20 protein-coding genes are annotated in these 19,324 nt (G+C 72.6%); 13 read left to right on the forward strand and 7 right to left on the reverse strand.

All coding sequences use genetic code 11. From position 1 onward, the window contains the following. Positions 1 to 173: 173 nt before the first annotated feature. Positions 174 to 1,367 carry a helix-turn-helix domain-containing protein gene (locus ACIP6W_RS11805; protein WP_400429697.1) on the reverse strand — a complete coding sequence of 398 codons (1,194 nt, stop codon included), beginning with the start codon at positions 1,365 to 1,367 and terminating at the stop codon, positions 174 to 176. A 284-nt stretch (positions 1,368 to 1,651) separates the two neighbouring features. Here ACIP6W_RS11805 and ACIP6W_RS11810 point away from each other — a divergent pair, with 284 nt between their 5' ends. The 3 genes from ACIP6W_RS11810 to ACIP6W_RS11820 are packed head-to-tail and all read left to right on the forward strand — an operon-like array spanning position 1,652 to position 4,467. Continuing rightward, positions 1,652 to 1,954, forward strand: a complete 303-nt coding sequence (locus tag ACIP6W_RS11810; RefSeq protein ID WP_066656058.1) for a metal-sensitive transcriptional regulator — start codon at positions 1,652 to 1,654, stop codon at positions 1,952 to 1,954. 30 nt (positions 1,955 to 1,984) lie between these two features. Continuing rightward, a complete protein-coding gene (locus tag ACIP6W_RS11815) occupies positions 1,985 to 2,203 on the forward strand; it encodes a heavy-metal-associated domain-containing protein (protein ID WP_066656057.1) in 219 nt (72 codons plus the stop codon). Then, positions 2,200 to 4,467, forward strand: coding sequence for a heavy metal translocating P-type ATPase (locus ACIP6W_RS11820; protein ID WP_400429701.1), 2,268 nt, complete (start codon positions 2,200 to 2,202; stop codon positions 4,465 to 4,467). Before ACIP6W_RS11815 ends, ACIP6W_RS11820 begins: the two co-directional genes overlap by 4 nt. 65 nt (positions 4,468 to 4,532) lie before the next feature. On the opposite strand, the gene ACIP6W_RS11825 is transcribed toward ACIP6W_RS11820, so the two are convergent. Next, on the reverse strand, positions 4,533 to 4,727 hold the full coding sequence (locus ACIP6W_RS11825) for a hypothetical protein (protein ID WP_251154424.1): 195 nt from the start codon (positions 4,725 to 4,727) through the stop codon (positions 4,533 to 4,535). Further along, positions 4,727 to 5,290, reverse strand: a complete 564-nt coding sequence (locus ACIP6W_RS11830) for a hypothetical protein (protein ID WP_311206504.1) — start codon at positions 5,288 to 5,290, stop codon at positions 4,727 to 4,729. The genes ACIP6W_RS11825 and ACIP6W_RS11830 overlap by 1 nt, the downstream gene beginning before the upstream one ends. Before the next feature lie 234 nt (positions 5,291 to 5,524). Between ACIP6W_RS11830 and pgi the strand changes: the two genes are divergently transcribed. Further along, a complete protein-coding gene (gene pgi, locus ACIP6W_RS11835; protein ID WP_066656051.1) occupies positions 5,525 to 7,234 on the forward strand; it encodes a glucose-6-phosphate isomerase in 1,710 nt (569 codons plus the stop codon). A gap of 187 nt (positions 7,235 to 7,421) precedes the next feature. Here pgi and ACIP6W_RS11840 read toward each other — a convergent pair whose 3' ends face one another. Beyond that, entirely contained in the window at positions 7,422 to 8,327 is a 906-nt protein-coding gene (locus ACIP6W_RS11840; RefSeq protein WP_400429705.1) for a LysM domain-containing protein, read from the reverse strand. Positions 8,328 to 8,437: 110 nt separating this feature from the next. Here ACIP6W_RS11840 and ACIP6W_RS11845 point away from each other — a divergent pair, with 110 nt between their 5' ends. The 3 genes from ACIP6W_RS11845 (at position 8,438) to ACIP6W_RS11855 (ending at position 11,355) form a co-directional block, all read left to right on the forward strand. Next, positions 8,438 to 8,947, forward strand: coding sequence for a hypothetical protein (locus ACIP6W_RS11845; protein WP_400429708.1), 510 nt, complete (start codon positions 8,438 to 8,440; stop codon positions 8,945 to 8,947). A gap of 133 nt (positions 8,948 to 9,080) precedes the next feature. Further along, the gene (locus ACIP6W_RS11850; RefSeq protein WP_400429710.1) at positions 9,081 to 10,538 is read left to right on the forward strand and encodes a sugar porter family MFS transporter; all 1,458 of its coding nucleotides are present in this window, start codon (positions 9,081 to 9,083) and stop codon (positions 10,536 to 10,538) included. Between the two features lie 112 nt (positions 10,539 to 10,650). Continuing rightward, on the forward strand, positions 10,651 to 11,355 hold the full coding sequence (locus ACIP6W_RS11855; protein WP_209685788.1) for a DUF4396 domain-containing protein: 705 nt from the start codon (positions 10,651 to 10,653) through the stop codon (positions 11,353 to 11,355). 81 nt (positions 11,356 to 11,436) lie between these two features. Here ACIP6W_RS11855 and ACIP6W_RS11860 read toward each other — a convergent pair whose 3' ends face one another. The 3 genes from ACIP6W_RS11860 to ACIP6W_RS11870 are packed head-to-tail and all read right to left on the reverse strand — an operon-like array spanning position 11,437 to position 13,363. After that, positions 11,437 to 12,411: a zinc-binding dehydrogenase gene (locus ACIP6W_RS11860; protein WP_209685960.1), complete on the reverse strand. Its 975-nt coding sequence runs from the start codon at positions 12,409 to 12,411 to the stop codon at positions 11,437 to 11,439. Between the two features lie 27 nt (positions 12,412 to 12,438). Further along, complete coding sequence (locus ACIP6W_RS11865) at positions 12,439 to 12,861, reverse strand: organic hydroperoxide resistance protein (RefSeq protein WP_066656027.1); 423 nt, start codon at positions 12,859 to 12,861, stop codon at positions 12,439 to 12,441. A gap of 25 nt (positions 12,862 to 12,886) precedes the next feature. Then, positions 12,887 to 13,363: a MarR family winged helix-turn-helix transcriptional regulator gene (locus ACIP6W_RS11870; protein WP_400429712.1), complete on the reverse strand. Its 477-nt coding sequence runs from the start codon at positions 13,361 to 13,363 to the stop codon at positions 12,887 to 12,889. A gap of 102 nt (positions 13,364 to 13,465) precedes the next feature. On the opposite strand from ACIP6W_RS11870, the gene mvk reads away from it, so the two are divergent. The 6 genes from mvk to ACIP6W_RS11900 all read left to right on the forward strand — a co-directional run bounded on the left by mvk (position 13,466) and on the right by ACIP6W_RS11900 (position 19,273). After that, positions 13,466 to 14,455, forward strand: coding sequence for a mevalonate kinase (gene mvk / locus ACIP6W_RS11875; protein WP_400429715.1), 990 nt, complete (start codon positions 13,466 to 13,468; stop codon positions 14,453 to 14,455). Continuing rightward, positions 14,455 to 15,462: a diphosphomevalonate decarboxylase gene (gene mvaD / locus ACIP6W_RS11880; protein ID WP_400429718.1), complete on the forward strand. Its 1,008-nt coding sequence runs from the start codon at positions 14,455 to 14,457 to the stop codon at positions 15,460 to 15,462. Before mvk ends, mvaD begins: the two co-directional genes overlap by 1 nt. Continuing rightward, positions 15,459 to 16,538, forward strand: a complete 1,080-nt coding sequence (locus ACIP6W_RS11885) for a phosphomevalonate kinase (protein ID WP_066656020.1) — start codon at positions 15,459 to 15,461, stop codon at positions 16,536 to 16,538. The genes mvaD and ACIP6W_RS11885 overlap by 4 nt, the downstream gene beginning before the upstream one ends. Beyond that, complete coding sequence (locus tag ACIP6W_RS11890) at positions 16,535 to 17,599, forward strand: hydroxymethylglutaryl-CoA reductase (RefSeq protein WP_066656017.1); 1,065 nt, start codon at positions 16,535 to 16,537, stop codon at positions 17,597 to 17,599. The genes ACIP6W_RS11885 and ACIP6W_RS11890 overlap by 4 nt, the downstream gene beginning before the upstream one ends. Next, a complete protein-coding gene (locus tag ACIP6W_RS11895; protein WP_209685780.1) occupies positions 17,596 to 18,786 on the forward strand; it encodes a hydroxymethylglutaryl-CoA synthase in 1,191 nt (396 codons plus the stop codon). Before ACIP6W_RS11890 ends, ACIP6W_RS11895 begins: the two co-directional genes overlap by 4 nt. 103 nt (positions 18,787 to 18,889) lie before the next feature. Further along, positions 18,890 to 19,273 carry an ATP-dependent DNA ligase gene (locus ACIP6W_RS11900; protein WP_066656011.1) on the forward strand — a complete coding sequence of 128 codons (384 nt, stop codon included), beginning with the start codon at positions 18,890 to 18,892 and terminating at the stop codon, positions 19,271 to 19,273. Positions 19,274 to 19,324: the final 51 nt, after the last annotated feature.

Raw genomic sequence — 19,324 nt, forward strand, 5'->3', positions numbered from 1 at the left:
GTCAGCCATTGGTGTCTCCCTTCGAGGACCCGCCGGGACTCGTTCCCAGCGGTTGCTGTTCACGGATGAGACGGGCTGACACCGAGATTCGTCACACGGGTCCGGTGGGATTCAGCGCTCCTTCAGGGAAAGCGCCAGAACGCCGGTTCTCTGTGTACCCCGACGGCGGAGGGTCAGCCGGTGCCGCCGATACCGGCCCCGGTGTTGCGCGACGCAGCGTCCCGCACGGAGCGCACGTACGCCATGGGCGACAGTCCGCACTCCTGTCGGAAGAGCTGCTGCAACCGGCGGGGACGCACCCCCGCAGCGTCCGCGATCTCGTCGACGGTCAGTTCGCCGTCGGCGTGCTCGACGATGTGCGCGACGGCACGTCGGACCCGCCAGGACGTCCGGCCGGAGTCGGGTCGCGCGGCCCGTGAGCCGCGCAGGGTCGCCGCGGGGTCCTCACCGAAGCGCTCCCGGTAGGCCGCGGCGAAACGGCCGGGGTTGGTGAAGCCCCATCGTCGGGCGACCGGTGTCACGCCCTCGTCGCCGGCGGCGCGCAGCAGTTCACGACGGACGCAGTCGAGCCGGTGGTCGCGCATGAACCGGTTCGGTGTGGTGCCGAGCGTCCGCGCGAAGACGTCCTGCAGGCCGCGCTGGCTCAGTCCGCACGCGGCCGCGATCTCGGGGACGGACGGTCGGTCCTGTGCGTGTGCCTCGATGTGGCGGACCGCGTCGCGCAGCCGGTTCGCGACCGGGACGTCGTGGCCCCGGTTGCGGATCGGGAAGGTGTCGAGGACGACCACCGCGAGCCGCCGGTTCAGGGCCGTGCGCATCGGACCGACCACGCGGTCGTCGAGCAGCGCCGGCGCGAGGTCCTGCACCAGGCGGCGGAGCGGCTCGCGCCGGGCGATCGCCTCGTCCTGCTGGTCGAACAGCAGGGGGCCGTCCGGCAGACGGTAGCCGAGCTCCGCGCCGACCGACCGGAGGAACGGGTCCGACACGTGCAGGCCGTTGTAGACGGTGTCGGCGGACTCGAACCGGTACGCCTCGGACGCCGAGGCGATGTAGGGGCTCCCCGGTTCGATCACCCGCGTCCGGTCCGCGAAGTGCATCTCGAGGCGTCCGCGGGTGAGCCAGAACACGACGTGGTCGTTGCGCGGGCCGATCACGCCACCGCGCCGTCCACCCTCGGCGCGCATGGTGCGGAGCGTGACGTCGTCGTCGCCGACGATCGTGTACTCGTACCGGGTGCCCTCGGCGACGTAGGTCTCGGTACCGAGGTCGCGGCCGTTGTACTCGGCCGAGAAGATCCGGCCGTAGTCGGTGCCGTCGCTCTCGGTGAACCGCAGGCGGCGGTAACCGTTCGTCGACGAGGTGCTCACCCGCGCATCATGCCAGCACTGTCCGGGATGCGCGCTTCCGCGTCCCGGGTGGGCGCTGCCGGACGGGAGGCCCGTGGCGGCCGCGACACGCGCCTCCCGTCCGGTGGGTACCGGCTCGATCCGCGCCACGGCGGGGATCCGTCGGCGCGCGCCGACCCTCGCCCGCAGCGACGAGCGATCCCGCCCCTCAATGACGAATTCTCAGACAACTCTGCGCCTCCCGAGGGATCGACGAGCACGAAATACCCCAGGGGGGTACCCTGTTGGGGGGGATGGAGGTCAGGATGCCAGCAGCACCGCACGCACACGTCGGGTACATCGAGGACAAGGACGACCTGCTCAAGCGGCTGCGCCGCGCGGAGGGGCAGGTCCGCGGGATCGCGCGCATGGTCGAGGACGAGACGTACTGCATCGACGTGCTGACCCAGATCTCCGCGGCGAACCGGGCGCTCGAACGGGTCGCCCTGTCGTTGCTCGAGGACCACCTGCGCCACTGCGTCGCCGAGGCCGTGGCCGAGGGCGGCGACGCCGCCGACGCGAAGGTCCGCGAGGCGAGCGACGCCATCGCCCGACTCGTCCGTTCCTGACCCCACCGCACCACACACCGAGGAGGACCCATGACCACCGAGACCGTCGCCGTGACCGGGATGACCTGCGAGCACTGCGTGGCGAGCGTGACCGAGGAGGTCTCCGAGCTCGCCGGCGTGACCGACGTCACCGTGGACCTCGTGCCCGGCGGGTCGTCGTCCGTCACCGTCACGTCCGACCACCGGATCGACGACCAGGCCCTCCGCGGCGCGATCGCGGAGGCGGGGTACGAGGTCGTGTCCCGGTGAGCGAGGGCGTCGTCGAGCTCGACATCACGGGGATGACCTGCGCCTCGTGCGCGAACCGCGTCGAGCGGAAGCTCGGCAAGCTGCCGGGCGTCTCCGCGACCGTGAACTACGCGACCGAGCAGGCGCAGGTGTCGGTGACCGACCCGGACACGGTCGACACCGCGGCGCTCGTCGCGGCGGTCGAGGCCGCCGGGTACGGGGCGACCGTCCACGTGCGGCAGCCGACTCCGGGCTCTGCCGACGACGTCGACGACGCCACCGGTCCCGACGCCGCGACCGCGCCCCTGCGGCAGCGGCTCGTCGTCTCCGCCGTCCTGGCGCTGCCCGTGGTCCTGCTCTCGATGGTGCCGGTCCTGCAGTTCCCGAACTGGCAGTGGGCTGCCCTGGCACTGGCGGCACCGGTCGCCGTCTGGGGAGCGCTGCCGTTCCACCGTGCCGCGTGGGTGAACGCCCGACACGGCGCCGCGACCATGGACACCCTGGTCAGCCTCGGCGTCGTCGCCGCGTTCGGCTGGTCGCTGTACGCACTGTTCCTCGGCGACGCCGGTGCCCCCGGCATGCACATGACCTTCTCGTGGTTCGCCACGGACCCCGAGGCGAGCGACCTCTACCTCGAGGTGGCCGCGGCCGTGACGGTCTTCATCCTGGCCGGCCGGTACATGGAGGCCCGGGCGAAGCAGCGGTCCGGGGCGGCGCTGCGCGCGCTGCTCGAGCTCGGCGCGAAGGACGCGTCGGTGCTCCGCGACGGGCCGTCCGGTCCCGTCGAGACCCGTGTGTCCGCCACGTCGCTCGTCGTCGGTGACGTCGTCGTCGTCCGACCGGGGGAGCGGATCCCGAGCGACGGCATCGTGCGCGAGGGCTCGTCAGCCGTCGACCTCAGCATGCTCACCGGTGAGTCGGTCCCGGTCGAGGTGCGACCCGGCGACCGTGTGACCGGCGCGACCATCGACGTCGGTGGTCGGCTCGTGGTCGAGGTCACCGCCGTCGGTGCCGACACCGAGCTCGCCCGGATGGGACGCCTCGTCGAGGACGCCCAGACCGGCAAGGCCGCGGTGCAGCGACTCGCCGACCGGGTCTCCGCCGTGTTCGTACCCGTCGTGATCGGCCTCGCCGTGGTCGCGTTCGTCGGGTGGCTCGTCGCCGGCGGGTCCCTGACCGCTGCCGTCACCGCCGCGGTCGCGACGCTCGTCATCGCCTGCCCGTGCGCCCTCGGGCTCGCGACGCCCACCGCGCTGCTCGTCGGCACGGGTCGTGGCTCGCAGCTCGGCATCCTGATCGGCGGCCCCCAGGCGCTCGAACGCACCCGCGCCGTGGACACGATCGTGCTCGACAAGACCGGCACCGTGACGACCGGGGAGATGCGCCTGACGGCGGTCCTGCCGGTCGACGGCGCACCGGACGCCGACGGATCGCTGCTCGCGGTGGCGGCGGCGGTCGAGGACGGTTCCGAGCACCCGGTGGCGCGTGCGGTCGTCCGGGCCGCGCGGGACCGCGCACTCGACGTCCCGGTCGCGGAGCAGTTCGCCGCGACGCCGGGCGCGGGCGTGCAGGCCGTGGTCGACGGCGAGGTGGTCGTCGTCGGCACCGCCCGGTGGCTGGCGGAGGCCTGGGCACTGCCGGTGGACGAGGCGCTGGCCGCGCGGGTCGCCGCTGCCGAGTCGGACGGCGGGACTGCGGTCCTCGTCGGCCGGGGCGGCTCGGTGCTCGGCGCCGTCGTCGTCGGCGACACGGTGAAGCCCGAGGCGCCGGAGGCCGTCCGGCGGTTCGTCGCGCTCGGCCTGCGCCCGGTGCTGCTCACCGGGGACAACGAGGGCGCCGCGCGCGCCGTCGCGGCGCGCGTCGGCATCGACGAGGTGCACGCCCGTGCGACCCCGGCCTCGAAGCTCGAGACCGTCCGGCGACTGCAGGCCGAGGGGCGGACGGTCGCGATGGTCGGCGACGGGGTCAACGACGCGGCGGCGCTCGCGGCGGCGGACCTCGGCATCGCGATGGGGGCCGGCACCGACGCGGCGATCGCCGCGAGCGACATCACCGTCGTGAGCGGTCGGCTCACCGTCGTGGCGGACGCGGTCCGGCTGTCCCGGGCGACGCTCCGCACGATCCGCGGCAACCTGTTCTGGGCCTTCGCCTACAACGTCGCGGCGATCCCGCTCGCGATGGCGGGCCTGCTGAACCCGGTGCTCGCGGGTGCGGCGATGGCGTTCTCGTCCGTCTTCGTGGTGACGAACAGCCTGCGCCTGCGTCGCTTCCGGGCCCTCGGCTGACGCCCGACGAGTGTCCCCGCGCCCTTCCGGGGGCGCGGGGACAGCCGATCACGGTGGTCCGTCGGTCATCTGCGTCGCTGGTGCCTCCGCACCGCGAACCCGGTGAGGACGATCCCGACGAAGAGAGCGGCCCCCAGGGCGAGCTTCCCGAGCCAGGAGTCGGAGCTGGCGAGTACGGACCCGACGCCCACGAGGACGAGACTGACGGCGACGGCGAACGGGACGCTCGAGGCAACCCCGCAGACTGCGCGCTTGCTCATCAGGCGCAGCGCGGCTTGACCTTGCCGCCAGCGAACGGGTAGACCCGGAGAGCCTTGCCGCCGCTGCACCGCACTCCTCCGTTCGAGGTGATCGCAACGGCCGCGGCGGTCAGGATCGCGCCGGCGACGACGCAGAACGTTCCCGCACTGATGGCGCAGAGTCCGGCACCGAGCCCGAATGCTGCTCCGCTGATGATCAGGTTCTGGTCGGTGCTGTTGAACGCCACGTACGTGCCCCTGCTGTCCCGACCGGCGCTCAGACGCGATGTCGGACCCTTCTGGACGAGATCGAAGGTCATTCCCTGCCCGAGGTCCAGGGTCGTGCGGATGCTCCCGTCGTCGTCGACCGTCTGCCGCTCGACGTAGCCGCCAGCTCGGGCTTCTTCGATCGCATCGTCGATCTGAGCGGGTGTGAAGTGCTGCAACGCGTCGGCGCTGGCAGCAGCGCCCTGCGCGCCCGCGGTGGTGTCTGCGGCGTTGGCTGCAGGGGCAGCGATCAGCCCTGCGGCGACGAGTGCGACGCTGGTCGCGCTGATGGCGAGCGACGTCCTGACCTTCGACATGCGATTCCTTCCTCTGGGGTCCGAGAGCTGAGTGCTCCCCGGACTCCTGACCGTAGGGGTCGGAACGTCGATTCTGAAGTGTGAAATCTCAGAACGACGAGTTGTTACGCCGCTTCGCCCCACCGAGCTGTGCGCAACCGCACTGCTGCGGCACTACGCTCGGACGTGGTCCGCGACGCAGCGCTGCGGTGACCCGCGGTCCAGTACGTCCAGAAGGTACCCAGGAGGACCGAAGTGACCGAATCCGCTCCCGTCGACCCCACATCGACCGACGGCTGGAAGAAGCTCGCCGGCATCGCCGACGGATTCACCCCCGACCTGCGCGGTTGGTTCGACAGCGACCCCGGTCGCGCCGAGCGCTACACGTTCCAGGCCGCCGACCTGACCGTCGACCTGTCGAAGGGCCTCGTCGACGACGAGATCCTCGCCGCCCTGCTCCAGGTCGCGAAGGACACCGGCGTCGCCGAGCGCTTCGAGGCGATGCTCGCCGGCGAGCACATCAACGTGACCGAGGACCGCGCCGTCCTGCACACGGCGCTCCGCCGTCCGCGGGGCATCGAGCCGGCGCTCGTGGTCGACGGCCAGGACGTCGACGCCGACGTGCACGCCACGCTCGACAAGGTCTACGCCTTCGCCGAGCAGGTGCGCGACGGCTCGTGGACCGGTGTCACCGGCAAGCGCATCGAGACCGTCGTCAACATCGGCATCGGCGGCTCCGACCTCGGCCCGGTCATGGTCTACGAGGCGCTCAAGCCGTACGTGCAGGAGGGCCTCGAGGCGCGCTTCGTCTCGAACATCGACCCCGCCGACATCTACGAGAAGACCGTCGACCTCGACCCGGAGACCACGCTCTTCATCGTCGCGTCGAAGACCTTCGGCACGCTCGAGACCCTGACCAACGCCCGTCTCGCCCGCCAGTGGCTGTGGGAGCGCCTCGGCCTGACCGACGCGTCGGACGACGAGAAGTCGAACGCCGTCGCCAAGCACTTCGTCGCCGTCTCGACCGCGCTCGACAAGGTCGCCGCGTTCGGCATCGACCCCGAGAACGCCTTCGGCTTCTGGGACTGGGTGGGCGGCCGCTACTCGGTCGACTCGGCCATCGGCACCTCGGTCGTCATCGCGATCGGCAAGGAGAACTGGGAGCAGTTCCTCGCCGGGTTCCACGCCGTCGACGAGCACGTCCGCACCACGCCGCTCGAGCAGAACGTCCCCGTCCTGATGGGCCTGCTCAACGTCTGGTACACGAACTTCCTCGGTGCGCAGAGCCACGCGGTCCTGCCGTACACGCAGTACCTGCACCGCTTCGCCGCGTACCTGCAGCAGCTCACGATGGAGTCGAACGGCAAGCGCGTCCGCTGGGACGGCTCGCCCGTCACGACGGACACCGGCGAGGTCTTCTGGGGCGAGCCGGGCACCAACGGCCAGCACGCGTTCTACCAGCTCATCCACCAGGGCACCCGCCTGATCCCGGCGGACTTCATCACCGTCGCGAAGCCGGCGCGTCCGCTCAAGGACGAGTCGGGCGACGGCAAGGCCGTGCAGCCGGGCCAGGACGTCCACGCGCTGTTCCTGGCGAACTTCTTCGCGCAGACCAAGGCGCTCGCGTTCGGCAAGACCGCCGACGAGGTCCGCGCCGAGGGCACCACCGACGAGGGCATCGTCGCGGCCCGCACCTTCACGGGCAACAAGCCGTCGACGTCGATCCTCGCGCCGGAGCTCACCCCGAGCGTGCTCGGTCAGCTCATCGCCCTCTACGAGCACATCGTGTTCACCGAGGGCACCATCTGGGGCATCGACTCGTTCGACCAGTGGGGTGTCGAGCTCGGCAAGCAGCTCGCGCTGCAGATCGCCCCGGCGGTCGACGGCGACCAGGACGCGCTCGCGTCGCAGGACTCCTCGACGAAGGCGCTCATCGCCAAGTACCTGGAGCTGCGCGGCGAGTAGCCCACGCACCTGACGACGGACGGGAGGCGCGGTGCCAGCTGGCACCGCGCCTCCCGTCCGGTGCGTGGTCGCGCTTGCCGCGGGGCGGCCTCGGCCCCGAGACTCGGCCCCGCGGACACCTTCGCGGCTCGCGAGCCGCGAACACGTCCGCCTGCGCGAGACTCGGCGGGCGTGCGACCAGCCGGCGTCAGCGCGCGAGCGGGTCGAGGTTGAGGGTCGTCCCCTCGTACAGGTACTGGTCGTCGCCGAACACCTGCACGTCGGCGTTCAACCAGACGAGCGCCTTCACGCTGATGCCGAAGCGTGCCGCGACGTCGCCGATCAGGTCGTCCGGCGCGACCGTGTAGGAGCGCGGCGCACCGGACGCCGTCGTCGCCGTGACCGGACCGGAGGCGTTCGACCGTGCTCCGCCGTCGACCGGGTGCACGTTCGTCTGCCGCTCGGGCACCGACCAGCGCACCGGCGCGACCGCGAGCACCTTGCCGGCCGCGATCTCGATGGGCAGGTCGGCCTGGCCGGGGTCGGCCGCCGAGGACACCACGAGCGTCACGAGCCCCGACGGGTCGACACCCGAGCCGTCGAGCGGCACGTCCTTCGCGACCGGCGCGGAGGTCGGACCGCCGAGCACGGTGTCGCCCACGCCGGCGTAGGTCAGTCCGTCGCCCACCGTCCGCTCGCGTTCGAAGAACCCGGCCCCGATCGGGACGGGCAGCGACGAGGTCACGCCGCTGAACTGTGCGGTGAAGGTGTCGTCGCCGTCCGCCACGACGCGGTAGTGGAAGTGGATGCTGCCCTTCGGTGAGGCGACGTCGCCCTCGGCCAGCACCGTCCCGGCCGGGATCGGGGTGAGCACGGGGTCGGGGACGGCGGCCTCGGACGCGACCGGGCTGGGCGCGCGCGGGGTCGCCGAGGCCTCGAGCCGGGCGGCGTCCGGGTCCTCGGTCGCCGTCGGCGACGGGGTGGACGTCCGGCTCGCCGTCGGCGGGGCCGAGGGCGCCGGGAGCGCTCCGTCGGACCCGCCGAGCAGCGAGCAACCGGACAGCGCGACGGCGACGACCAGAGCGGTGGCACCGGTCGCAACGGTTCGGTTCATGATTCCCCCTCGGTTCGAGATGCTACCGGCGGACCCGGCGCGGCAGGGAGCGGCGGCGAGCGGATGTGTCGAGGGACGTAGCTGTCGGCGCGAGCGGCTACCGTCGAGGCATGGACCGCCACGACATCCTCGCCGCCGCAGCCGCCGCCCACGCCGCTCGCATCGCCGAGGCGGGCGGTGACGACACGGCCGCCCGGCAGCGTGTCGCCGCCGTCGAGGGGCGCGAGCACGGGACGGACGATGCTTCGGCCGACGCCGTCCGCGCGGTCCAGCGCCGGCGTGCAGGAGAGGTCGAGCGGGCCGCTGAGCGCACCGAGGGTGCCCTCTCCGACTGGCACCGGATGGGCACCCGTCGCGGGGTCACACCGGACGAGCAGCTCCGGAGCGCCTGGACGGTCACCGGGGTCCCGGAGTCCGGCGCCGCACGCGCACTGGCGAACGTCCTGCTGTCCACCGCCGGGCACGCGGGTCGGGTGGCGGACGCGGCTCGGCGCAACCCGGCGCTCGGCGGGGCCGCGAGTGCAGCGGCCCGACGGACCGTCCGCCGCTACACCGACCACGGGGCCGGCATGGCCTCGCTCGGCGACGTGCTCGGCGACGGTCCGGCCGACTCCGACTGAGCAGCACCGGCCTCCGCCGACCGGTCGGAGGATCGGCCGGCCGCACGGGTGAGCGGTCCGGTCGACGGGACACGGAACGGGACACGATCGCCGCGCGCACCGTCGCGAGGTCCCCCGACGAAGGAGCCACGCAATGGTCGACACCGCGCCGACAGCACCGAAGGTCGCTCTCCCCCCGGTGGGGGAGGGCCCCCACCGCCGCCGTCTCGGTGTCCTGGCCCTCGTCGCGACCCTCGGCGGCCTCCTCTTCGGCTACGACACCGGTGTGATCAACGGGGCGCTGCTCCCGATGCAGCAGGAGCTCGGCCTGACGGACCTGACCGTGGGCGTCGTCACGAGCTCGCTGCTCTTCGGCGCTGCGGTCGGTGCGGTGCTCGGCGGTCGGATCGCGGACGGCTGGGGACGTCGGAGGACGATCGTCCTGCTCGCCGTGGCCTTCTTCGTCGGCACGCTGACCTGCGTCCTCGCCCCGACGTTCGGGGTCATGGTCGTCGGCCGGGTCCTGCTCGGGCTCGCGGTCGGTGGGGCGTCGACCGTCGTGCCCGTCTTCCTCGCCGAGCTCGCACCGTACGAGATCCGTGGATCGCTGTCGGGCCGCAACGAGCTCATGATCGTGATCGGCCAGCTCGCCGCCTTCGTGGTGAACGCCGTCATCGGCACCCTCTGGGGCGAGGGCGACGGCGTCTGGCGCGTCATGCTCGCCGTCTGCGCCCTGCCTGCGGTGGCGCTCTTCGTCGGCATGCTGCGCGTGCCGGAGTCGCCGCGGTGGCTCGCGTCGAAGGGCCGGTACGGCGAGGCCCGTGCGGTGCTCGTGCAGGTCCGCTCCGAGGAGCGCGCCACCGCCGAACTCGAGGAGATCGAGCGCGCGAACGAGCGCGAGGCGGAGGCCCGGCACGGCGGCGGGTGGCGCACGCTGCTCGGCAGCGGGTGGCTGGTCCGGACCGTGCTCGTCGGGTCCGGCATCGGTGTCGCGCAGCAGCTCACCGGCATCAACTCGATCATGTACTACGGGCAGACCGTCCTGGTCGAGTCCGGCTTCCAGGAGTCGGCGGCCCTCATCGCGAACATCGCTCCCGGGGTCATCGCGGTGGTCGGCGGGGTGGTCGCCCTCACCAACATGGAGCGCATCGACCGACGCACGACGCTCGTCATCGGGTACTCGCTGACGACCGTGTGCCACTTCCTGATCGGCATCGCGTCGATGACCCTGGTCGAGGGCGACCCCGCTCGACCCTGGGTGATCCTGGTCCTCGTCGTCGCGTTCGTCGGCTCGATGCAGACGTTCCTCAACATCGCGACGTGGGTGATCCTGTCGGAGATCTTCCCCACGCAGATCCGCGCGCTCGGCATGGGCATCGCCGTGTTCTGCCTCTGGACCGCGAACGCGTTCCTCGGGCTGACCTTCCCCACGATCGTCGCGGCGACCGGCATCACCGGCACCTTCTTCGGGTTCGCCGTGGTCGGCGTCCTGGCCCTGCTCTTCATCCGGAGGTTCGTGCCGGAGAGCCGGGGCCGCACCCTGGAGGAGGTCGAGCAGGGGCTCCCCACCCGTGACGTCTCCGCCGTCGCCACGGAGCAGGCGCAGCGGTAGCCCGCGCTGCCACGCGGACCGATGCCGGGGGGCGCCTGCTCGACCGGGGCTCCGGCACGGGTGTGTACGGTGCACCGTTGTCGGGCGACAACGATCACGGGAGGCGCACGCGATGACCGAACTGCAGGTGGGCGACCTGCCGACGACGCTGACCGCGGTCTGCGCGGTGCTCCTCGTGGTGGCGGTCGGCTGCGCGCTCGTCGTCGCGGTCGACGTCGTCCGGCACCCACCGCACATGCGGGTGATGGCGCTCGTCTGGCCGCTGACGATGCTCTTCGGCAGCGTGGTGTGGCTGGTCTTCTACCTCCGCCGGGGCCGTGCGACGGTGGGCGGTCACGGCCGGTGGGCGGGCACCGCGATCGACACGAGCCACTGCGGCGCCGGGTGTGCGCTCGGTGACCTCGTCGGCGAGTTCGGGCTCGTCGCCTTCCCGGCCCTCGGCACCCTCGTCGGGCTCGGTACGCTCTACCAGGACCGCATGTTCGCCGGGTGGATCATCGACTTCGTCATCGCGTTCGTCGTCGGCATCGCGTTCCAGTACGCGGCGATCGCGCCGATGCGCGGGCTCGGCTGGCGGGACGGGCTCGTCGCCGCGCTGAAGGCCGACACCCTCAGCATCACCGCCTGGCAGGTCGGCATGTACGGCGCGATGGCGGTGCTGCAGTTCGCGCTGCTGCCGGCGGTGCTCGGTGGCCGCGTCGGCGTGCTGACACCCGAGTTCTGGGTCGCGATGCAGGTCGCGATGGTCGCCGGGTTCGTCTGCTCGTACCCGATGAACGCGCTCCTGGTGCGGAAGGGGTTGAAGGAGGCGATGTGACCTGCGGCGCACACCGCGACGGACGGGAGGCGCGGTGCCAGCTGGCACCGCGCCTCCCGTCCGTCCCGGGGTGCTGCACTGCTACGGGCGCAGCAGCACCTTGCCGACACGGCCGGCGGTGTCGCTGGCACGCGCCGCGTCGCGGGCGTCCTCGAACACGAAGGTCTCGGAGACGGGGAGCGTCAGCGATCCGTCGAGCACGCGGGTGATGAGCTCGCCGAAGAGCTGGCCCTTGAGCTCGGCCGGCATGGTCCTGCTGACGACGGCGCCCCAGAACCCCTTGACGGTGAGCTGGCCGAAGATGACCTTGCCGGACGGGATCTCGAGCGTCGGCGACGCCATGGCGCCGAAGACGACGAGCGTGCCGTTCTCGCCCATGACCGAGGCGATGTCGCCCGCGGCCTTCCCGCCGACGGACTCGACGCCCGCGATGATCGGGGCACCGCCGGTGAGCTCGCGGACCTGGTCCTGCCAGCCCTCGGAGTCCGTGGCGACGATGCGGTCGATGCCCTGCTCCCGCAGTTCCTCGACGCCCTCGGCGCGACGGACCAGACCGATCACGTTGATGCCGCGGGCCTTGCCGAGCTGCGCGACCATGCGGCCGACGGCGCCGTTCGCGGCGTTCTGGATGATCCAGTCGCCCTCGTGCAGGTCGAGCGAGTGCAGCAGGCTGATCGCGCTGAACGGCATCGAGACGAGCTGCGCGGCGGACTCGTCGGGCATGGCGTCCGGCACGGGGACGAGCCCGGCGGCGTCGGCGACGTAGTACTCGGCCCAGACGCCGAAGGTGCCGCCCGCGACGCGCTGGCCGACCTGCAGGCGGTCGACGCCCTCGCCCAGGGCCTCGACGACGCCGAGCGCCTCGGTGCCGCTGGCCGCGGGGAGCTCGGGCTTGAACCCGTAGGTGCCGCGGATCGTCCACAGGTCGTGGTTGTGGATCGGGGAGAGCACCGTGCGGACGAGCACCTGGCCCGGGCCGGGCTGCGGGACGGGGCGCTCGGCGACGGTCAGGACGTCGGCCGGCTCACCGAAGGTCTCGTGGACGACGGCACGCATGGTGGTGGGGGTGGTGTCGGTCATGGGTCAGTCCTCCGAGACGACGATGGTGACGTCGATGTTGCCGCGGGTGGCGTTCGAGTACGGGCAGACCTGGTGCGCGGCGTCCGCGAGGGCCTGGGCCTGGTCGTGCTCCAGGCCGGGGATGACGACCTCGAGCATGACGGCGAGCTGGTAGCCGCCCTGGCCGTTCGGGCCGATGGAGACGCGGCCACCGACGGTCGAGTCGGTGATCTTCACCTTCTGCGCGCGGGCGACGCCCTGCAGCGCGGAGTGGAAGCACGCGGCGTAGCCGGCTGCGAAGAGCTGCTCGGGGTTGGCGCCGTTGCCGGAGCCACCCATCTCCTTCGGGATGGCGAGGTCGTGCTCGACGCGGCCGTCGCTGGTGGCGACGTGGCCGTTGCGGCCCTCGCCGGTGGCGAGCGCCTCGGCGGTGTAGAGGACGTCCATGGGGGTCCTTCCTTCCTTCGTGGGGTCAGTCGTCCGACGCTGTGGGGGCGTCGGGGGTCGTGGTGCCGGTGTCGTCGGCCGCGGCGTGCATGGTCGCCGTCAGGCGCTGGAGCGTCGCGATGAGCTCGAGGGCGGCCTGCTCGTCGGACAGGCCCATCCCGGCGGCGATGCGCGCGGGGACGTGCGCGAGCTCCGGGCGGATCGAGCGACCGCGGTCGCCGAGCGTGACGGTCACGACGCGCTCGTCGGTGCTGCGGCGCTCGCGGCGGACCAGGTCGGCCCGCTCCATGCGCCGGAGCAGCGGCGACAGGGTGCCCGAGTCGAGCTGCAGGTGCTCGCCGAGCGTGGAGACGGTCTGGTCGCCCTCGATCCACAGGGTCACGAGGACGAGGTACTGGGGGTACGTCAGTCCCCAGGGCTCCAGCAGTGCGCGGTACGCCTGGGTGGTCGCCCGGGACGCCGCGTAGAGCGAGAAGCACACCATCTCGTCGGTCACCGGCATGCCCACCAGTGTGGCACGCAACTCGGTTGTGCACAACCAAGTTGTTCACAGCCGGGCACCGGGCGGTCGCGCGCACGGCCGGTTAGGCTGACCTGAGCCACGATGACCAGCAACGACACCGACAGCACCGCGACCCCGGGAGCAGGACCCAGCCTCCGCACCGGGTCAGCGTCGTCCCACGGCAAGACGATCCTGATCGGCGAGCACGCCGTGGTGTACGGCGTACCCGCGCTCGTGCTCCCCGTGCTCGACGTGCGGGTGACCGCGACGGTGACCCCGGTGGCACCCGGCGACGGCAGCCGGCTCGAGTCGACCGTGCACACCGGCCCCCTCGACACCGCACCGGCGGCCGTGCTGCCGACGGTGACCGCCGTGACCGCGACGCTCCGGCACCTCGGCGCCGAGGAGCAGCACGTGCACGTCCGGGTCGACAGTGCCGTGCCGACCGCCCGGGGCATGGGTTCGAGCGCCGCCGTCGCCGCCGCCGTGACCGCCGCCGTGGCCGACGTCTTCGGTCGGACCCTCGACCCCGAGGAGCACCACGAACTCGTGCAGGAGTGCGAGCGCGTCGCCCACGGCCGCCCCTCCGGACTCGACGCCCGAGGGGTCGTCGCCGAGGTGCCCGTGTGGTTCGAGGGCGGCGTGGTCGAGCCCGTCCCGCTCGGCGCGGTGTTCACCTTCGTCGTCGCGGACACCGGTGTCCCGGGGCACACGCGCGAGGCAGTCGCGGCCGTCCGGGAACGGCACGACGCCGACCCCGCCACGGTCGACGGCGTCGTCGATGCCATCGGCGCCCTCGCGCGACGCGCACGGGGGACACTCGAGGATGGCGATGCCCAGGCCCTCGGTGCCACGATGGACGCCGCGCACGAACTGCTCACCGAACTCGACGTGTCGAGCGCGGACCTCGACCGGCTCGTCGACGCCGCACGCCGTGCGGACGCCCTCGGCGCGAAGCTCACCGGCGGTGGGCGCGGCGGATGCGTCCTCGCGCTCGTCGCGGACGGGGAGCACGCCGACCGCGTGTCCGCCGCACTCCGTGCCGCGGGCGCGACGGAGACCTGGACCACCACGATCGGAGCCCGCGCTTGATGACCGCCACCGCCGTCGCGCACCCCAACATCGCGCTCGTGAAGTACTGGGGCAAGGCCGACGCGCAGCTCGCCCTGCCCGCCACCGGCAGCGTGTCGATGGGCCTCGACGTCTTCCCGACCACGACGACCGTGACGCTCGACGCCGCGGCGGACGCCGACTCGCTCGTGCTCAACGGCGGCGCGGCCCCCGAGGGTGCGCTGCTCCGCGTGCAGCAGTTCCTCGACCTCGTGCGCGAGCTCGCCGGGTCGTCGGACCGCGCGGCCGTCGTCTCCGAGAACACCGTGCCGACCGGCGCCGGGCTGGCCTCCAGCGCGTCCGGCTTCGCGGCCCTCGCGACCGCCGCGTCGGCGGCCTACGGGCTCGACCTGTCCGAGCGCGACCTCTCCCGGCTCGCCCGACGCGGTTCGGGGTCCGCCACGCGCTCGATCCCCGGCGGCGTCGCGGTCTGGCACGCCGGCGACGACCAGGACTCCTACGCCGAGCGCGTCCCCGCCCCGCCGATGGCCATGGTCGTGGTGACGATCTCCGCCGGCGAGAAGGCGATCGGCTCGCGCGAGGCGATGCGCCGGACGATCGCGACCTCGCCGTTCTACCCGGCGTGGGTGACGTCGACGACCGAGACCGTGGGGGAGATGCTCGACGCCTGCGCCGCCGGTGACTTCACCCGGATCGGGGAGCTCACCGAGAGCAACGCGCTCCGCATGCACGCGACGATCGAGGGCGCCTTCCCGCCCATCCGGTACCTGAACGCCCGCAGCGTCGCCGTGTTCGACGCCGTCGCCGAGCTCCGTGCCGCCGGGACCGAGGCGTACGCCACCGCCGACGCCGGCCCGAACGTCGTGGTGCTCACGAAGCCCGAGGACCGCGGTGCCGTCGCCACCGCGCTCGCCGGTCTCGGAGACGTCATCGAGTCGGGCACCGGACCAGGCGCACGGGTCGTCCGCTCCGAAGGGACGGAGGCACCCGGAGTGGGTGCCGTCCGACCGGAGGAGACCGCCGAGTGATCGAGTTCCGCGCCCACGGCAAGCTGTTCGTCGCGGGCGAGTACGCCGTCGTCGAGCCCGGGCAGCCGTCCGTGCTCATCGCCCTCGACCGGGCCATCACCGCCCGGGTGCGCGAGGGCCACGGTTCCGGGAGCGTGCACTCCGAGGAGTACGGACACCTCCCGCTGACGTGGACCCGCGACGAGGACGGCCTGGCGCTGGACCGCGAGCACCACCCCTACGACTACGTCATGGCGACGATCGACCTGGTCGAGAAGCTCCGGGCCGAGCGTGGGATCGCACCACGGTTCCACGACCTGCGCATCGAGAGCCAGCTCGACGACGCCAGCGGTCGGAAGTTCGGACTCGGATCCTCGGCCGCGGTCACCGTGGCCACGGTCGGCGCACTCGACCGGTTCTACGGCATCGGCCTCTCCCAGCGGGACCGCTTCCGGGTCGCGCTGCTCGCGACCGTCCGGGTCAACCCGCGCGCGTCCGGCGGCGACCTCGCCGCGAGCACGTTCGGCGGCTGGCTCCGCTACAGCGCACCGGACCGCGAGCGCCTGGTGGCCATGCTCGACAGCCGCTCCGTGACCGCGATCCTCGACGACACCGACGCCTGGACCGGCTTCGACGTGCAGCGCCTGCCCGCGCCGGCGGACCTCGAACTCCTGGTCGGCTGGACGGGCTCGCCGGCGTCGACGACGAAGCTCGTCAGCGTGGTCCGGAAGCACCGCAACGGCGGGTACCAGGCGTTCCTCGACGACAGCCGCGCCTGCGTCGACGACCTGACCACGGGCCTCCGGACCGGCGACGCGGCGATGACGCTCGACGCCCTGCGTCGCGCCCGCGTGCTCATGCAGCGCCTCGGCGCGTCCGTCGGCTCGCAGATCGAGACCGAGCGGCTCGCGACCCTGTGCGACGTCGTCGAGTCGGCCGGCGGGGCGGCGAAGCCGTCCGGTGCCGGCGGCGGCGACTGCGGTATCGCGCTCGTCCCGGCGGACACCGACCTCGCCGGCATTCACCGCGCCTGGGAGGCGCACGACATCAGACACCTCAGCGTCGCGGTGCAAGCGCCCGAAGGGAGCGTCGAATGACCGACCTGCTGACCCCGATCCCCACGAAGTGGGTGGGGCCGATCCGCGTGAGCGGCAACGCCGTCGAGGGCGAGCACGAGGTGCCCCTCGCCACGTACGAGTCGCCGCTGTGGCCGTCCGTCGGTCGCGGTGCCCGCATCTCGCGCATGGTCGAGGGCGGCATCGTCGCGACCGTCGTCGACGAGCGCATGACCCGCTCGGTCGTCGTGAAGGCCGACAGCGCCGCCGCTGCGCACATCGCGGCGGGCCGCATCCTCGCGCGCCAGGACGAACTCGAGCAGATCGTCGCCGGGCAGAGCCGCTTCGCGAAGCTCATCGAGGTGCACCCCGAGATCGTCGGCGACCTGCTGTTCCTGCGCTTCGCGTTCACCACGGGTGACGCCTCCGGCCACAACATGGTGACGCAGGCGGCGGACAAGCTGCTGCCCGCGATCCTCGCGTGGGAGCCGGGCCTGCGCTACGTCAGCGTCTCGGGCAACTTCTGCACGGACAAGAAGGCCACCGCGGTGAACGGCATCCGCGGTCGCGGCCGGAACACGATCGCCGAGATCGTGATCCCGGGGGAGATCGTCGAGAAGCGGCTGCGGTCGAGCGCTGCGCGGATCGCGGAGCTCAACGTGGCGAAGAACCTGGTCGGCTCGACCATCGCCGGGGCCCTGCGCTCCGCGAACGCGCACTACGCGAACATGCTCCTCGGCTTCTACCTGGCCACCGGGCAGGACGCCGCCAACATCGTCGAGGGCTCGCAGGGCATCACCTACGCCGAAGCCCGCGGTGACGACCTCTACTTCTCCACGGCGCTGCCGCACCTCATCGTCGGCACGGTCGGCAACGGCAAGGGCGGGGACCTGCCCGTCGTCGAGGACGCCCTGGTGCGCCTCGGCTGCCGCGAGGACCGGGAGCCCGGTGCCAACGCCCGCCGCCTGGCCGCCCTGTGCGCGGCGACGGTGCTCTGCGGGGAGCTGTCCCTGCTCGCCGCCCAGACCAACCCGGGCGAGCTGATGGCGGCGCACGTCGCCATGGAACGTCGCGGGTCGAAGCCCGCAGGAGGTGCAGCATGAGCGCCCAGCAGCGCGACGCACGGCAGCCGCTGTCCGTCGGCATCCACGACATCGCGATCGCGACCGGCCACCACGTGCTCGAGCTCGACGACCTGGCCGAACGGCTCGGCGTCGACCCGGCGAAGTACCACGTCGGCATCGGGCAGGACGCGTTCAGCGTGCCCGCGCCCGACGAGGACATCGTCACCATGGGTGCCGCCGCCGCGAAGGAGGTCATCGACCGACACGGCGTCGAGGGCATCCGCACGGTGCTGTTCGCGACCGAGTCGGGCGTCGACCAGTCCAAGGCCGCCGGTGTCTACGTGCACGGGCTCCTCGGCCTCCCGCAGAACGTCCGCGTGGTCGAGCTGAAGCAGGCCTGCTACGGCGGGACCGCCGCCGTGCAGCTCGCCCTCGGCATCATCGCGCGCGCACCCCACGAGCGGGTCCTCGTCATCGCCGCCGACGTCGCCCGGTACGACGTCGACACCGCCGCCGAGCCCACCCAGGGCGCCGGGGCCGCCGCGATCCTGGTGTCCGCGGACCCCGACCTCATCGAGATCGAGCCCGCCGCGGGGGTCTTCACCGCCGACGTCGACGACTTCTGGCGACCGAACGACCGCTCGACGGCGCTCGTCGACGGCCGACTGTCGGTCAGCGCGTACGTCGACGCGTTCGTCGGGGCGTGGGACGACCTGGCGTCGCAGGGCGGCCCGGCGTACGAGGACATCGTGCGCTTCGTCCACCACCAGCCGTTCACGAAGATGGCGCTCAAGGCGCACCGGAAGCTCACGCAGCACGTCGGGGTGCCCTTCGACGAGTCCGAGCTCGCGATCGGCTTCACCTACAACAAGCAGACCGGCAACACCTACACGGCGTCGCTCTGGATCGGGCTCGCGGCGCTGCTCGACCTCGACGACGACCTGGGCGGCGAGCGGATCGCCCTGTTCAGCTACGGCTCGGGCAGCGTCGGGGAGCTCATCACCGGGATCGTCCGGCCCGACTACCGCTCCCACCGCCGCGAGGGCCGGGTCCGCGCACTGCTCGCGGCGCGCACCCCGCTGACGGTCGACGCGTACCGGGAGCTGCACGCTGCCGGTGCCGCCACGAGCGAGGACGTCGAGCGGCCCCGCGTCACGGCTGCGCCGTACCGCTTCGCGGGTGTGCGCGGCGGTGCGCGGCACTACGAGGCGACCGCGCAGGACTGACGCGACCCCACGACGGACGGGAGGCTCGGTGCCGGCCGGCACCGCGCCTCCCGTCCGTCCCGCACCCGTCCCTCGCTCGCCGGCACGGTGTAGAAGGATCCTCATGGGTCAGATCGTCTACGACGGTGAGGTGCTCGACCTGCGGGTCGACGACCGCGCGCTCACGCACCTGCAGATCGTCATCGTGAACATGCTGCGGCGCGACCACCGCTTCGTGTTCTCGTGGAAGGACGACGTGCTCCACGGCGACGGGCGCAGCTCCGTCTGGCTGCACCCGAACGTCAGCCTGCGGTTCACCTTCGCGGGCAGCCGGGTGCCCGCGATCAACCGCAGCTGGCTCGAGGAGCTCTACGCGGCGGCGACCTCCGGTGCCGGGCTCGTGCTCGTGCCCGAGCCACCGGACACGAGCACCGCGGCGGACTCCGCGTGGTCCCGGGCGGTCGTCCCGGGGGCGGCGGAGTCCGCGTCCGCCGGCGACACGGAGTAGCACAGCGGCGGAGCCGGGTCAACGGGTTCCGGCCGTCGCAGGCGCCTCCGT

The sequence above is a fragment of the Curtobacterium sp. NPDC088465 genome (assembly GCF_044753165.1).
Classification (GTDB): Bacteria; Actinomycetota; Actinomycetes; order Actinomycetales; family Microbacteriaceae; genus Curtobacterium.

What these genes read in the sequence shown, in the direction of transcription:
- ACIP6W_RS11810 (WP_066656058.1), top strand. Translation starts at nt 1,652, where the DNA reads ATGCCAGCAGCACCGCACGCACACGTCGGGTACATCGAGGACAAGGAC.
- ACIP6W_RS11815 (WP_066656057.1), top strand. Translation starts at nt 1,985, where the DNA reads ATGACCACCGAGACCGTCGCCGTGACCGGGATGACCTGCGAGCACTGC.
- ACIP6W_RS11825 (WP_251154424.1), bottom strand. Translation starts at nt 4,727, where the DNA reads ATGAGCAAGCGCGCAGTCTGCGGGGTTGCCTCGAGCGTCCCGTTCGCC.
- ACIP6W_RS11830 (WP_311206504.1), bottom strand. Translation starts at nt 5,290, where the DNA reads ATGTCGAAGGTCAGGACGTCGCTCGCCATCAGCGCGACCAGCGTCGCA.
- ACIP6W_RS11840 (WP_400429705.1), bottom strand. Translation starts at nt 8,327, where the DNA reads ATGAACCGAACCGTTGCGACCGGTGCCACCGCTCTGGTCGTCGCCGTC.
- ACIP6W_RS11845 (WP_400429708.1), top strand. Translation starts at nt 8,438, where the DNA reads ATGGACCGCCACGACATCCTCGCCGCCGCAGCCGCCGCCCACGCCGCT.
- ACIP6W_RS11850 (WP_400429710.1), top strand. Translation starts at nt 9,081, where the DNA reads ATGGTCGACACCGCGCCGACAGCACCGAAGGTCGCTCTCCCCCCGGTG.
- ACIP6W_RS11855 (WP_209685788.1), top strand. Translation starts at nt 10,651, where the DNA reads ATGACCGAACTGCAGGTGGGCGACCTGCCGACGACGCTGACCGCGGTC.
- ACIP6W_RS11860 (WP_209685960.1), bottom strand. Translation starts at nt 12,411, where the DNA reads ATGCGTGCCGTCGTCCACGAGACCTTCGGTGAGCCGGCCGACGTCCTG.
- ACIP6W_RS11865 (WP_066656027.1), bottom strand. Translation starts at nt 12,861, where the DNA reads ATGGACGTCCTCTACACCGCCGAGGCGCTCGCCACCGGCGAGGGCCGC.
- ACIP6W_RS11870 (WP_400429712.1), bottom strand. Translation starts at nt 13,363, where the DNA reads ATGCCGGTGACCGACGAGATGGTGTGCTTCTCGCTCTACGCGGCGTCC.
- mvk (WP_400429715.1), top strand. Translation starts at nt 13,466, where the DNA reads ATGACCAGCAACGACACCGACAGCACCGCGACCCCGGGAGCAGGACCC.
- mvaD (WP_400429718.1), top strand. Translation starts at nt 14,455, where the DNA reads ATGACCGCCACCGCCGTCGCGCACCCCAACATCGCGCTCGTGAAGTAC.
- ACIP6W_RS11890 (WP_066656017.1), top strand. Translation starts at nt 16,535, where the DNA reads ATGACCGACCTGCTGACCCCGATCCCCACGAAGTGGGTGGGGCCGATC.
- ACIP6W_RS11895 (WP_209685780.1), top strand. Translation starts at nt 17,596, where the DNA reads ATGAGCGCCCAGCAGCGCGACGCACGGCAGCCGCTGTCCGTCGGCATC.
- ACIP6W_RS11900 (WP_066656011.1), top strand. Translation starts at nt 18,890, where the DNA reads ATGGGTCAGATCGTCTACGACGGTGAGGTGCTCGACCTGCGGGTCGAC.